Annotated in this window: 12 protein-coding genes; 6 read left to right on the top strand and 6 right to left on the bottom strand. The window is 68.2% G+C overall.

Annotation, left to right across the window (positions count from 1 at the left end):
* Window positions 1–46: 46 nt before the first annotated feature.
* The 4 genes from ACQ4L4_RS20910 to ACQ4L4_RS20895 all read right to left on the bottom strand — a co-directional run bounded on the left by ACQ4L4_RS20910 (window position 47) and on the right by ACQ4L4_RS20895 (window position 4,299).
* Window positions 47–988 (bottom strand): pseudouridine synthase, encoded by a 942-nt coding sequence (locus tag ACQ4L4_RS20910; protein WP_431100793.1) that lies wholly within the window; start codon window positions 986–988, stop codon window positions 47–49.
* 30 nt (window positions 989–1,018) lie between these two features.
* Window positions 1,019–1,942, bottom strand: coding sequence for a TIGR02285 family protein (locus ACQ4L4_RS20905; protein WP_431100792.1), 924 nt, complete (start codon window positions 1,940–1,942; stop codon window positions 1,019–1,021).
* Entirely contained in the window at window positions 1,924–3,225 is a 1,302-nt protein-coding gene (locus ACQ4L4_RS20900) for a UDP-N-acetylglucosamine 1-carboxyvinyltransferase (RefSeq protein ID WP_431100791.1), read from the bottom strand. Before ACQ4L4_RS20900 ends, ACQ4L4_RS20905 begins: the two co-directional genes overlap by 19 nt.
* Window positions 3,226–3,717: 492 nt before the next feature.
* The gene (locus ACQ4L4_RS20895) at window positions 3,718–4,299 is read right to left on the bottom strand and encodes a hypothetical protein (protein ID WP_431100790.1); all 582 of its coding nucleotides are present in this window, start codon (window positions 4,297–4,299) and stop codon (window positions 3,718–3,720) included.
* A 417-nt stretch (window positions 4,300–4,716) separates the two neighbouring features.
* Between ACQ4L4_RS20895 and ACQ4L4_RS20890 the strand changes: the two genes are divergently transcribed.
* A complete protein-coding gene (locus ACQ4L4_RS20890) occupies window positions 4,717–4,926 on the top strand; it encodes a hypothetical protein (protein ID WP_377159093.1) in 210 nt (69 codons plus the stop codon).
* A gap of 109 nt (window positions 4,927–5,035) precedes the next feature.
* Complete coding sequence (locus ACQ4L4_RS20885; protein WP_431100788.1) at window positions 5,036–6,091, top strand: RDD family protein; 1,056 nt, start codon at window positions 5,036–5,038, stop codon at window positions 6,089–6,091.
* A 2-nt stretch (window positions 6,092–6,093) separates the two neighbouring features.
* On the opposite strand, the gene ACQ4L4_RS20880 is transcribed toward ACQ4L4_RS20885, so the two are convergent.
* The gene (locus ACQ4L4_RS20880; RefSeq protein ID WP_431100787.1) at window positions 6,094–6,945 is read right to left on the bottom strand and encodes a rhodanese-related sulfurtransferase; all 852 of its coding nucleotides are present in this window, start codon (window positions 6,943–6,945) and stop codon (window positions 6,094–6,096) included.
* Between the two features lie 196 nt (window positions 6,946–7,141).
* Here ACQ4L4_RS20880 and asd point away from each other — a divergent pair, with 196 nt between their 5' ends.
* The 4 genes from asd to ACQ4L4_RS20860 all read left to right on the top strand — a co-directional run bounded on the left by asd (window position 7,142) and on the right by ACQ4L4_RS20860 (window position 11,801).
* Window positions 7,142–7,990: an archaetidylserine decarboxylase gene (gene asd / locus ACQ4L4_RS20875; RefSeq protein WP_431100786.1), complete on the top strand. Its 849-nt coding sequence runs from the start codon at window positions 7,142–7,144 to the stop codon at window positions 7,988–7,990.
* A 91-nt stretch (window positions 7,991–8,081) separates the two neighbouring features.
* Window positions 8,082–9,395: a tryptophan--tRNA ligase gene (locus ACQ4L4_RS20870; protein ID WP_431100785.1), complete on the top strand. Its 1,314-nt coding sequence runs from the start codon at window positions 8,082–8,084 to the stop codon at window positions 9,393–9,395.
* 263 nt (window positions 9,396–9,658) lie between these two features.
* A complete protein-coding gene (locus ACQ4L4_RS20865; RefSeq protein ID WP_431100784.1) occupies window positions 9,659–11,365 on the top strand; it encodes an AMP-binding protein in 1,707 nt (568 codons plus the stop codon).
* A 34-nt stretch (window positions 11,366–11,399) separates the two neighbouring features.
* Complete coding sequence (locus ACQ4L4_RS20860) at window positions 11,400–11,801, top strand: YkvA family protein (protein WP_377159098.1); 402 nt, start codon at window positions 11,400–11,402, stop codon at window positions 11,799–11,801.
* A gap of 22 nt (window positions 11,802–11,823) precedes the next feature.
* Here ACQ4L4_RS20860 and ACQ4L4_RS20855 read toward each other — a convergent pair whose 3' ends face one another.
* On the bottom strand, window positions 11,824–12,720 hold the full coding sequence (locus ACQ4L4_RS20855; protein ID WP_431100783.1) for a LysR family transcriptional regulator: 897 nt from the start codon (window positions 12,718–12,720) through the stop codon (window positions 11,824–11,826).
* Window positions 12,721–12,991 lie beyond the last annotated feature (271 nt).

Below are 12,991 nucleotides of genomic sequence, written 5' to 3'. Positions count from 1 at the left end.
CGAACCTCCCACCATGTTCCGGGCCCAGGGAGACCCGTGGGGCGCGCTACGAGGGCGTCGCCGCGGCGGTTAGCTGGAGCGAGGTCACGAACTTCCTCGGCTGACCGCTCACCGGATCCGTGAAGGCGATCTCGCGTGCGAGCAGTTGCAGCGGACGCGTGAAGTCCACCGTGTCCTCGACGGGCTGCAGCACCGGATAGATGCGGTCGCCCTCGATGGGCAACCCCAATGCGCACAGCTGCGCGCGCAGCTGATGCTTCACGCCGCTGTGCGGGCGCAGCTCGTAGCGGGCGCGGTCGGCGCCGAGGCGTTCGATCAGCGCGATGCGCGTGCGCGCATTCGGCGTGGCTTCCATGTCGTTGATGGTGCGCATCTGCATGAAGTCGACGGGATGCTCCTCCAGTCGGCTTTCGTACTCGAATGGGAGTCGTGCGCCGATGTCGTCGCGCCACGGCGCAATGGCCTCGTAGACCTTCTCGACGTCGCGATCACGGAACAGCCGTTGGTACGCGTCGCGCGTGGCCGGCTGCACGGAGAACAAGGTCAGCCCCGCCGTCTCGCGATCGAGCCGGTGCACGGGACTCAGGTCCGCCAGGCCGGTCTCGCGACGCAGGCGCGTCAGCAGCGTCTGCTGCACATAGCGACCCTTCGGCGTGACCGGCAGGAAGTGCGGCTTGTCGGCGACGAGCAGATGCTCGTCGACGTGCAGGATGCGTGCCTCGAAAGGGACTGGCGGCTCGTCGTCCAGCCAGCGCCAGTAGTAGAGGCGACGTTGCGCGCGATAGGGCGCATCGGGCGGCAGCGGCGTGCCCGTGTCGTCGAGCACGTCGCCGCGCGCCATCCGCGCCGTCCAGTCGTCGCGCGCGACCAGCGGCAGACGCTCGGCGAGAAAGTCCAGCACCCGCGTCCACGGGCCCGGCGGGCAGGCGAGCGCACTCGCGGCGACGCCGTCGCGCAGCGGCAGGGCGAGCTTCGGCGGACGGGCCATGCGAACTGAACTTTCAGCCTGCGGCGGTGTTCACTCGATCTGCGCCGGACTGCGAGCGCGCTCGTCGAGGAAACGGTTCAGGCGCTGCAGGTCGTCGGTATCGATCGGCGCGCCGTTGCGCCAGGCCTTGATCCACGCATCGCGCTGCGATTCGGCGGCGAGCTGCCGCGCCGCCTGGTCCATCGCCTCGATGGCGCGGCGACCTTCCGGCGTGCGGCTGCAGCCGGCGGTGGCCACCGATGTGCTGCGACCCTCGGCCAGCGGCAGCTTGGCGAGTTCGGGCGGTCCGGGATGCGTCGCGTTGTACTCGTCCACCATGATCGGGTACTCGAGCGTGTAGTCCATCCGTCTGGCCCGCAGCATGGGCAGCAGGTGGACGCCGCGTCCCGCGACGATGGAGCGCGGCGCGCGTTCCGGATTCGCGGCGAGCAGCTTGTCGATGCGCGGCCCGTAGCTGCGGTCGCGCGGCAGCAGGCCGGTGAGATCGGTGCGACGCAGCAGGTCCGCGAGCTGCAGCGGCTGGCCGTTGGATTCGAAGCGGGCCAGGTCCTCGCGCCGGACGATCACATGGATCTGGCGCGACAGCATGGCCGGGAAGAGCGTCGTGAAGTACAGCCACTGGAGTCGCTCGGGCGTGCGCACATGCAGCACGGAGCACAGCGTCTCGCCCTGGCGCACCTGGGCCTCGAAGCGGGGCAGGCTGAGTTCGATGAACTCGTGCCGGTATTGCGGCATGCGCTCGATGAGCAGGCGCAGGAAGCCGTCGACCTCGCCCTGGCCGAGGTCCTCGGCGCGCTGCGGCGGCTTGCCGTCGCGATAGACGAAATGCGGCGGCATGTCCTGCACGAGCCAGCGCAGCACGGGCGGGGCCGGCGGCGGCGATGGCTGCGCCACCGCGGGCGCGGTGGTCGAGAGCGCGGCAAGTACCGCGACGATCAGTCGCCCTCGACCCATTCCACCTTGGCGCCGAGGCGGGTGATGTTCTCGGCGAACTGCGGATGGGCGCGGCGGACCGGCGTCGCGTTGCGGATCACGGACTTGCCGGGGATGCTGGCCGCGACCATCAGCAGCGCGATGGCGACGCGGATGATGTAGGGGCTCTCGACCTCGGCGGGGCTCAGCGTCTTGCCGCCGAAGGTCACCATGCGGTGCGGGTCGGACAGGAAGGCGTGGGCGCCGAACTTGGACAGCTCGGTGGTCCAGCCCATCGCGCCGTCGTAGACCTTGTTCCAGAACATCACGCTGCCCTCGGCCTTCACGCCGAGCGCGACGAAGATCGGCAGCAGGTCGACCGGCAGGTAGGGCCACGGCGCCGCCTCGACCTTCTGCAGGATGTTGCGGGTGAAGGGCTCCTTGACCTTGAGCTTGCCGTCGACGACGGAGCGCGACCAGCCGTCCTCATGGATGATCTGGACGCCGAACTTGGCGAAGGTGCGGTCGATCAGCGGGAACTGCTCGGGCTGCGAGTTCTTGACCCGGACGTCGCCGCCGGTGATCGCGCCCAGCGCCAGGAAGGTGACGATCTCGTGGAAGTCCTCGGCGAAGGTGAATTCGCCGCCGCCCAGGGCCGCGACGCCGTGGATGGTCAGCCGCGAGGTACCCAGGCCTTCGAGCTTCGCGCCGAGCATCTGCATGAACTGGCAGAACTCCTGCACATGCGGCTCGCTGGCGGCGTTCATCAGCGTCGAGGTGCCGTGGGCCAGCGCGGCGCAGAGGACGAAGTTCTCGGTCGTGGTGACGGAGGCGTAGTCGGTCCAGTGGTCGTTGGCGCGGAGCTGGCCCTCGACCTTCACGACCAGGCCGTCGGGGGCGCGGTCGACGTTCGCGCCGAAGCGCTGGAAGACCTCGACGTGCGGATCGATCTCGCGCGCGCCGAGGGTGCAGCCCTTGACGTCGTCCTCGATGCGGGCGGCGCCGAAGCGCGCCATCAGGCCGGGGACCAGCATGATCGAGGAGCGCATCTCCTCCGGCAGGTGGTCCTTGGCCGGATCGAAATGGGTGTCGAGGTGGTGCAGGTCCAGCACGCCGCTCTTGAAGTCCACGGACACGTTGCTGCCGAGCTTGCGGAAGACCTCGAGGATCTTCTTGACGTCGGTGATCTCGGGCACGCCGTGCAGCCGGACCGGCTCACGCGTGAGCAGGGTGGCGCAGAGGATGGGCAGGACGGCGTTCTTGTTGGCCGAGGGAACGATGCGGCCCTTCAGGGGCGAGCCGCCGTGGACGATGAGGTTGGACATGGCCTGGCGCGGGCGCGCGGATGGAATTCGGTGGACGAGCGCGAATTATCGGGGGTCGCGGGATGGCCCGGCGCTCGAACGGGACATCGATGTGCATCTTGCAACCTGGGCCTCGCGGACACCAGCGAGCTTGTGTTCCGGCGACGGAGGAAATCCTCCGGGGCGAGCGGTTCGAGGGCGGCTGACTTGCATGAGTCGGTTGGCCTACGAATCCAGGGAGGATTCGCTCGAATGACTCCTATCCTGGGCAGGTGTTGGAAGAGGAACTGATGCCTAGAGTCGATGCTTTTGGAGGTGCCCATGCAGCACGGGATGGAAGCAGCGAATGATGATTCTCCGATCGCGGATCGGTCGACCCCAAAAGACTTGCCAGAGGGCCTGCCGGAGCTGTTCTTCGGATTTGTAGGGCCGACAGGGGTCGACCTGAGCCTCGTCTGCGAGACCTTGGCGAGCCAGCTGAACTTGGCGGGCTATGAGACGCGGGTCGTATCGTTAGGCGATCTGATCGACCCCTTCATGGGCTTGGTCCATCGCCCTGGCAATGAGTTCGAGCGCATGGATGCGCTCATTACCAAGGGCACGAAGTTGCGGCGCGCGACAGGCAATGCGGACATCGTGGCACGGCTGGGTCTGGCGCACATTCGAGTTCTTCGCGAGCAGATCACGGGAAGCATGGATGTCCGCGCGACTCATGGCCTTGCCTATCTCGTGAAGTCGTTCTGTCGCCCCGAGGAAATCGCGCTCTTCCGAGAAGTCTACGGTCAGGCCTTCCTGCTCGTTTCCGCCTATGCGCCCAGGGAAAGTCGACGTCGCAATCTCGCCCTGAGGTTTGCTGGTCTTCAGCATGGGAACGCGGGACCAGAGGAACTCGCGATCCGCCTCATTGCCCGCGACCATGCTGAAGACACCCCGTTGGGACAGAAGGTGGGCGACGTGTTTCCGCTGGCGGACTACTTTGTGTTGGCGGGCCGCCGTGCGGCACTGAGGGCAAACCTGAAGCGACTGGTCCAGCTGGTCTTTGCCGAGCCCTTTGTCTCGCCCACGCGCGACGAGCAGGGCATGTTCTTCGCGCATGCGGCCGCGCTCCGCTCGCACGACCTTTCCCTGCCACCTCTGCGCCCGGCACATCCTTGCAAGCGGCATTGCGGACGTGCTCTTCATCGAGCCTTACGAAAAGAGCCGCACGGATCAGCTCCACGCGGACGCCATCAGCGTGGAGCCCGAGGAGCCGTCTCGGATTCGCACCAACTTCCGGGCCTTTGTAGGCGTTGCGCCTCGGCGCTACATGGAGTTCTTCTCCGTAGGCACAGCGCCCCGCAAGACCGACGATGGGCAAGTCACGCAACGCGCTATCCGAGGCTGGGGCCCGCGATTCCGGGCGACATCCATGGACTACGTCACCGAGGAGCAGCGACTCATCCGCGAGCTTCCCGATGCCGGGCCCGACAGTGGGCCCGGAGCACCCCTGCACACCACGAAGGCGGCCTGACCATGACATTCAACAGCAACGATTACCCATTCCTCCGAGCGATCCAAGAGGCCAAACGAGAGGTCGACAGCTGGCCGGAATGGAAGCAGCGCTCTGTGCGCATGAGGATCTGGGCTCCCGGCGTACCCAGCACGGTCTATCTCATTGATGATCGCATCTACCGGGACATCCCCCTCTGGTACCGCGAGGAGCAAGAGCGTGGCGAGAGCTAGGGAAGTCATGGGCCTCGAAGAGGGAACGCCCTCGCGACAATCCTGCCGCATGATCCCGCCCGTTGAACCGCCCACTTCCGAGACCGTTCCGCCGGTGCCGGAAGCGCCCGTGCCTTCGCCTTCGCCTTCGCCTTCGCCAGCGGCGTCCCCTGTCCGCCGGCTGCTCGCGAAGCGGCGCGCCGCGGCGGAGGCGCCCGAGGACCCGCGCGACTGGATCACGCCCGAAGACCTCAACGTCGCGCCGGCCCTGCTCGGCTTGCCGCTGGCCTCTCCCTGGCAGCGCGCCAAGGCGATGGCCGTCGACGTGACGCTGGTGACGCTGCTCTCTAACTTCGGCAACACGCCGCTGCTCGCCGGCTGCTGCTGGGTCGCGTGGCGCTGGTACAAGCTGCAGCGCGCATCGCGCGGGGAAGTCCGCAAGGAATCCGGCTGGCTCGGCTGGGCGCCGGCGCTTTGCCTGGTTGCGTTCGGGCTCTACTCGAGCACGATGGAGCACATCGACGAGCCAACGAAGCAGGCCCGCCGCGAGGCCGCCGCGGCCGCATCGACTGACAAGGCCGCCTCGACCGAGAAGGCCGACCGCCACGACGAGGACAACGACACGACCGAGGTCCACGAGGACGTCAAGGACCTCGTGAAGCACGCGATCGCGACAGCCGCGACCGCGGCGTCGGCCGCTTCCGCCTCGGCCTCCGGCGGGCTGGAGCAGGAGGTGATCCGGCAGGTCGAGAAGGACGGCGAGCTGCAGCGCAAGGCCGACCGCCTGCGCATCAAGGCGCTGCAGGAAGAGGTGCGCACGCTCAAGGACGAGGCCCAGCGCTCGCCGCTCGAGAAACTCCGCCATTGGTGGGAGGTGGTGGGCCTGAACCTGGTCTGGGCCTTCGTGTACTTCGTGGCCTTCCCGCTGATCTGGCCGGGCCAGACGCCGGGCAAGAAGCTGATGGGCCTGCGCATCGTCGAGCTGACCGGCAAGCCGCTCAAGCCGATGCTGTGCGTGCGCCGCTACGGCGGCTACGCGGCCGGCGCGACGACCGGCGGCATGGGCTTCCTGCAGATCCTGTGGGACGCCAACCGTCAGGGCTTGCACGACAAGGCCGCGCACACCGCCGTCATCGACACGCGCAACCCGCGTCGCCTGCGCCTGACCGAAGACCTGACGGGCTGAACTCAGCCCTTCGGATCGAGCCGCTTCGCCCGCGCGAGGCGCCAGGCCTCGGCGGGATCGTCGCCATAGACCTCTTCGGCCGTCGTCGCGGTCTCGCGTCGATGCGTGTCGATCGCGATGCGCTTGTCGAAGACGAAGCACTCGCCGCGCCAGTCCGCGTCGGCATCGGGCATCTGCTCGAAGTAGTTGAGGATGCCGCCGTCCAGTTGCCGCACAGTGAGTCCGCGCGCGGTCATCCAGCCGGACAGCTTCTCGCAGCGGATGCCGCCGGTGCAATACATCGCGACGGTCTTGCCTTCGCGCTGCCAGGCGTCGGCGTGAGCGTCGATGTAGGCCGGAAAGTCGCGGAAGTGACGCACGCCGGGATCGATCGCGCCGTCGAAATGGCCGAGTTCGAATTCGAAGTGGTTGCGGTTGTCGAGGACGACGACGTCATCGCGCCGGATCAGCTCGCGCCATTCGCGCGGCGAGACATGCGTGTCGCGCGTGTCGGCCAGTCCGGTCACGCCATCCAGCCCGAAGGCGACGAGCTCCGGCTTCTCATGCACCTTCAGCAGCGTGAACGGGCGCGTCGCGCAGAAGCTGCGCTTGAAGTGCAGGTCGGCGAACGGTGGCTCGGCACGCAGCGCGGCTTCGTAGGCATCGAGTGCCTGCGGCAGCCCGCCGATGGCGCCGGTGATGCCTTCGGGAGCGAGCAGCAGGTTGCCGCCGATGGCGCGTCCCAGGGCGTCGTTGACGTCGCGCAGCCGCTGCGCGAGCGCCCCCGTCTCGTCCAGCCGGACGAACTTGTAGAACGAGCTGTGCTCATGCGCATGCTCGTGCGCGTGTTCGTGCTGCTGCGCGGGGGAAGACATCGGAGGGACCACTGAAGACGGACGCCGTAAGGCAGGAAGGCAGGCAGGAAGGCGGGCAGGGCGTCATGGTACCGACCTTCCGCGCGGGGCCCGTGGGAGGGCGCGAAGCCCGCTCGGGAGCAACCCGGGTGTGGGACCCGTACTTGCCCGCCTAGAATCCGCCACCCATTTTTCGCCCCTTCGGGGGCCCGATGCCGTGTCCGATCGCCTTGCCGTCCTGCCTCAATACCTGATGCCCAAGGGCGCCATGACGCGGCTGGCCGGTCGGCTGGCGAGCGCGGAACTGGGCGGCTTCACGACCTGGACGATCAAGCGCTTCATCGCCATGTACGGCGTGAACATGGCCGAGGCGGTCGAGTCCGATCCGACCGCCTATTCGACCTTCAACGACTTCTTCACGCGGGCGTTGAAGCCGGGCGTGCGCCCGCTGGCCGACGCGCCGCTGATCTGCCCGGTCGACGGGGCCATCAGCCAGTTCGGTCCGATCCGCGCGGACCAGATCTTCCAGGCCAAGGGCCACCAGTACTCGACCACCGCGCTGGTCGGCGGCGACCAGCAGCTGGGCGCGCAGTTCCGCGACGGCCACTTCGCGACGATCTACCTGAGCCCGCGCGATTACCACCGCATCCACATGCCCTGCGCTGGCCGCCTCGTGCGCATGGTGCATGTGCCGGGCGACCTGTTCTCGGTGAACCCGACGACCGCCCGCGGCGTGCCGGGCCTGTTCGCCCGCAACGAGCGCGTGGTCTGCCTTTTCGAAGGCGAGCACGGCCCGTGGGTGCTGGTGCTGGTGGGCGCGACCATCGTCGGATCGATGGCCACCGTCTGGCACGGCGTGGTCAATCCGCCGCGGCCGGGCCGCCTGCGCACCTGGCACTACGAGAACGAGCACTTCAGCTACGCGCAGGGCGCGGAGATGGGCCGCTTCCTGCTCGGTTCCACCGTCGTGCTGCTGTTCCCGAAGGACCTGCCGATGCAGTTCAACGCGCAGTGGCAGCCCGGCGGCGCGGTGCGCCTCGGCGAGTCGATGGCCACGCTGGGCTGATCGCCCGCGCGCTGGCAACCCCTGTCCCTCCGACGGGGGCCCGCCTTTGCGGGACAATCGCCGTTTTGCGAAACGACGGCGACGAGTTCCCATGACCCTGCGTGTCCTGACCGGCATCACGACCACCGGCACCCTGCACCTCGGCAACTATGTCGGCGCGGTGCGCCGCGCCATCGCGGCCAGCCGCGAGCCCGGCGCCGAGAGTTTCTTCTTCATGGCCGACTACCACGCGCTGATCAAGTGCGACGAGCCGGCCCGCATCGAGGCCTCGCGCCTGCAGATCGCCGCGACCTGGCTGGCCGCCGGCCTGGACACGAGCCGGGTCGTCTTCTACCGCCAGAGCGACATCCCCGAGATCCCCGAGCTGACCTGGCTGCTGACCTGTGTCACGTCCAAGGGCCAGATGAACCGCGCGCATGCCTACAAGGCGTCGGTCGACGCCAACGTGGCCGCGGGCGAGGACCCGGACGCCGGCATCACGATGGGCCTGTACAGCTATCCGATCCTGATGGCCGCGGACATCCTGATGTTCAACGCGCATCGCGTGCCGGTGGGCAAGGACCAGGCGCAGCACATCGAGATGGCGCGGGATGTCGCGCAGCGCTTCAACCACACCTTCAAGACGGAACTCTTCGTGCTGCCCGAGGCAAGCATCGATGAGGAGATGGAGCTGCTGCCCGGCCTGGACGGCCGCAAGATGTCCAAGAGCTACGACAACGTGATCCCGCTGTTCGAAGGCGGCGCGAAGGCGTTGCGCGAAGCGATCTCGAAGATCGTCACCGACTCGCGCCTGCCCGGCGAGCCCAAGGAGACCGAGGGCTCGCACCTGGTCCAGATCTACGACGCATTCGCCACACCCGCGCAACGCCAGGCGTTCCGCGCGGCGCTGCAGGGTGGCCTGTCCTGGGGCGAGGCCAAGGACCAGCTGTTCGCGCTGATCGATGCGGAGATCGGACCGATGCGCGCGCGCTATGACGCGCTGATGGCCAATCCCGAGAAGATCGAGGAGATCCTCATGGAAGGCGCCGCCAAGGCCCGCGCCATCGCAGGTCCGCTGCTGGCGCAGGCGCGCGAGGCCGTCGGCCTGCGACGCTTCCAGCCGCTGGCCGCGCCGGTCGCCCAGGCGACCAAGGCAAAGTCGACGGTGCCGGCGTTCAAGCAGTACCGCGAAACCGACGGCCTCTTCTACTTCAAGCTGCTCGCGGCCGACGGCACCCTGCTGCTGCAAAGCACCGGCCTGTCGCAGGGCAAGGAAGCCGGACAGTGGGTCGCCAGAATCAAGCGCGAAGGCGCGGCAGCGTTGGGCGAGGCGCCGGTGGCCAAGGAGACCGGCGACGATGTGCTGCTGCCGGCGCTGGAGGCGCTCGTGGCCGCAGAGCTGGAAGCGGCGGCGGCGAAGGGCTGATCCTCGGTTCGGGGGACCGAGCGCGTCGGCGGGAGCCGGGGCACCCCCGGGCTCATACGCTCGCAGGCTCCGCTAAATCGCCCGGGGGTGCCCCGGCTCCCGCCGACTGGGGCATCGTGGTCTCCGTGTCGAAAGGAAACCCTGGTTTAGGGTGCCAAGTCGATCACGTTCATCGAAGAAACCCGCTCGTTACTCGACGCGAGGCGTCGTAGTCTCCAACGTTGATTCCGTCACGATTCAACACCACAACAAGGAGACCAACGATGTCCACGACGACCCGCCTGCCTGCCGACTCCCTGGCGCTGCAACGCCTCTATGCCTGGGAGCTGGACACGCCGGACCGGGTCACGCTGCGCCAGCCGATGGGCGGCGGCATCGTCAAGGACTTCACCTGGAAAGAGGTCGCCGATCAGGCGCGCCGCATGGCCGCGCATCTGAAGACGCTCGGCCTCGAACAGGGTTGGGAACCCGGCGCCCGCGTCGCCATCCTGTCCAAGAACTGCGCGTGGTGGCTGATGAGCGACCTCGCGATCTGGATGGCCGGCTACGTCAGCGTGCCGCTGTATCCCACGCTCGCTCCCGACACCATCCATCAGATCCTCAGCCACAGCGAGGCCAAGCTGCTGTTCGTCGGCAAGCTCGACGGCTGGGAAGGGATGCGCCCCGGCGTGCCGCTGGGCCTGACCTGCATCTCCTATCCGGTCTCCCCCGACGACGCCCAGGACACCTACGACCACTGGGACGCGATCTGCGCCGAGACGCAGCCGCTCAAGGGCAAGCCCCTCCGCGCCGCCGACGACCTGGCCACCATCATCTACACGTCCGGCACGACCGGCGCGCCCAAGGGGGTGATGCATTCGTTCGGCAACTTCGCGTGGGCCATCGCCACGGGGCTCAAGCGCATCCCGCTGAGCGAACGCGATCGCATGCTGTCCTACCTGCCGCTGGCGCACGTCGTGGAACGCGCGCTGGTCGAGCACGGCTGGCTCCACACCGGCATGACGATCTATTTCGCCGAGAGCCTGGACACCTTCGCCGCGGACCTGCAGCGCGCCCGGCCGACGGTGTTCTTCTCCGTGCCGCGGCTGTGGACCAAGTTCCAGCAGGGCGTGCAGGCCAAGGTGCCGCAGCCGAAGCTGGAGCGCCTGCTGAAGCTGCCCTTCATCGGCAACCTCGTGCGCAGGAAGATCCTGAAGGCGTTGGGCCTGAACGAGTGCACCTTCGCCGCCGGCGGCGCCGCGCCGATGCCGGTCGCGCTGCTGAAGTGGTACCGCGCGCTGGGCCTGCCGATCAACGAGGGCTACGGCATGACCGAGAACCTGGCGCTGTCGCACATCACCGTGCCGGGCCGCGACCAGATCGGCAGCGTCGGCCCCGCCTATGACGGCGTGCAGACGCGGCTGGATCCGATCACCGGCGAGCTGCAGATGAAGAGCCAGGCGCTGATGCTGGGCTACTACAAGCAGCCCGAACTGACGGCCGAGACGCTCACCGCCGACGGCTGGCTGAAGACCGGCGACAAAGCGGAGATCTCCGACAAGGGGGCGCTCGCGGGCTGCGTGCGCATCACCGGCCGGGTGAAGGACCTGTTCAAGACGAGCAAGGGCAAGTACGTGTCGCCGGCGCCGATCGAGGACCGTCTGTCGACGAACCCCGCCATCGAGGCCTGCGCGGTGACCGGCGCGAACTTCGCGCAGCCGGTGGGCATCGCGATGCTGTCGCCGGAGGCCGCCGCGCGCGATCGCGCCGGGCTGGAGCAGGAATTGACCGCGCATCTGGAGAAGGTCAACGCGCGCCTCGATCCGCATGAGCAGCTCGACTGCCTGATCGTCACGGCGACGCCGTGGACCGTCGACAACGGCCTGATCACGCCGACCTTCAAGGTGCGCCGCAATCGCGTCGACGAGGTCTACGGTCCGCGTCTGGAAAACTGGATCGCCCAGCGCCGGAAAGTCATCTGGGCGGACTGACGCGCCGCCCCAGCGGCTGGCGCATGATGGGCGGATGAAACGCGGATCCCTCAAGCGCTGGGCCGCCCTGCTCAAGGGCGAGCTGCTCACCGTCTTCTACGCGGCACGCGATCCGGAGGCGCCCTGGCTGGCGCGCTTCGTGGCGATCGCGGTCGCCGCCTATGCGCTCAGCCCGATCGACCTGATCCCGGATTTCATCCCGGTGCTCGGCCTGCTCGACGATCTGATCCTGGTGCCGCTCGGCTTCTGGCTGGTGCTGCGCCTGATGCCGCCGCAGGTGATCGCCCGGGCGCGTCTGCGTGCCGCCGAGCAGCGCGGCCGGCTGCCGCGCAACCTCAAGGTCGGCGCGGCCATCGTCGTGCTGTGGGTGCTGCTGATGGTGCTGCTCGTCGTGTGGCTGGCCGGCCGCGGCGGCGCGCCGGCCGGCGCCGTCTGAGCGCTCGACCCCATTGACCGGATCAATCGGGACCGAGGCCCTTCTTCGCCAGCGTCTCGGCCACCCACTCGATGAACACGCGCATCCGCGCCGACACGTAGCGGTTGGGCGAATAGACCAGGTGGACCGGCACCGCGTTGTGGTGCCACTCCGGGAACAGCGGCACGAGCTTGCCGCTGGCGAGCTCCTCCTGCACCGCGTACTTCGCCAGCTGGACGACGCCCAGTCCCGCCAGCCCGGCGGCCACGTAGGCGTTGCTGTCGTTGACGTCGAGCCGGCGGCGGCCCTCGACCTCGATGCGCTCGTCGCCGCGATGGAACACGAACGGGAACACGCGCCCGGTCCGCGGCGAGAAGTAGCCCACGGCCTGGTGGGGCTCCCGGTCCAGGTCCTCCGGCGTCTCCGGCGTGCCGTGCTTGGCGAGGTACGCCGGCGACGCGCAGGTGCAGAACTGGATCTGCCCGACGCGACGCGCGACCAGGCCGGCGTCCTGCACCGCGCCGACGCGCAGCACGAAGTCGACGTTGTCGACCAGCAGATCGATCGCGCGGTCGCTGACACCCAGGGCGATCTGGATGTCGGGATAGCGCTCGTGGAAGTCTCCGAGCGCGGGAATCAGCACCCGCGATCCGGTCAGCGTCGTCACGTCGACACGCAAGCGGCCGCGCGGCTTGCTCTGGTCGTGGAGCATCCCCTGGTCGATGGCCTCGAGCTCGCTCAAGAGCGCCATCGTCCGCTCGTAATAGGCGGCGCCATCCTGCGTGACCGTCACCTTGCGGGTGGTGCGCGTCAGCAGCTGGACCCGCAGCCGCGCTTCCAGCGCCTGCACCAGCCGCGTCAGGCTGGCCTTGGGAAGATCCATCGAGTCGGCCGCCTTGGTGAAGCTGCCGGTTTCCACCACCCGGGCGAACGCCCGCATTTGCACGATCCGGTCCATCCGATGCCCTTGATCTGGCGGCCCGAAGAGGGGGACTGCTGGGGGGCCGCGGGGCGATTCTCCGGGATTCCGCACGGTCGTGCGCGTTGCGCGCCGCATTCCCGTGTCACGCGTTGTTCCGGGGCGATCCGGGCGAATGCCGGATGAATATGTCGTCCCTGCCCGTTGAATATCGGACGGGGTATCGGGGGCGCGAAGACTTAATTGGTGCTTAAGCAAAAGAAAACCCCCTCGGCGAGTAGTGGCTCATCCG

Source organism: Roseateles noduli, from assembly GCF_050626985.1.
Taxonomy (GTDB): domain Bacteria; phylum Pseudomonadota; class Gammaproteobacteria; order Burkholderiales; family Burkholderiaceae_C; genus Roseateles; species Roseateles noduli_A.
This window is presented reverse-complemented; position numbering and strand designations above follow the sequence as displayed.

Bases quoted from the DNA above. Each gene is read 5' to 3' on its own strand.
- ACQ4L4_RS20895 (WP_431100790.1), bottom strand. From the start codon at position 4,299: ATGCGCGAAGAACATGCCCTGCTCGTCGCGCGTGGGCGAGACAAAGGG.
- ACQ4L4_RS20865 (WP_431100784.1), top strand. From the start codon at position 9,659: ATGTCCACGACGACCCGCCTGCCTGCCGACTCCCTGGCGCTGCAACGC.
- ACQ4L4_RS20870 (WP_431100785.1), top strand. From the start codon at position 8,082: ATGACCCTGCGTGTCCTGACCGGCATCACGACCACCGGCACCCTGCAC.
- ACQ4L4_RS20855 (WP_431100783.1), bottom strand. From the start codon at position 12,720: ATGCGGGCGTTCGCCCGGGTGGTGGAAACCGGCAGCTTCACCAAGGCG.
- ACQ4L4_RS20905 (WP_431100792.1), bottom strand. From the start codon at position 1,942: ATGGGTCGAGGGCGACTGATCGTCGCGGTACTTGCCGCGCTCTCGACC.
- ACQ4L4_RS20900 (WP_431100791.1), bottom strand. From the start codon at position 3,225: ATGTCCAACCTCATCGTCCACGGCGGCTCGCCCCTGAAGGGCCGCATC.
- ACQ4L4_RS20880 (WP_431100787.1), bottom strand. From the start codon at position 6,945: ATGTCTTCCCCCGCGCAGCAGCACGAACACGCGCACGAGCATGCGCAT.
- ACQ4L4_RS20890 (WP_377159093.1), top strand. From the start codon at position 4,717: ATGACATTCAACAGCAACGATTACCCATTCCTCCGAGCGATCCAAGAG.
- ACQ4L4_RS20860 (WP_377159098.1), top strand. From the start codon at position 11,400: ATGAAACGCGGATCCCTCAAGCGCTGGGCCGCCCTGCTCAAGGGCGAG.
- ACQ4L4_RS20910 (WP_431100793.1), bottom strand. From the start codon at position 988: ATGGCCCGTCCGCCGAAGCTCGCCCTGCCGCTGCGCGACGGCGTCGCC.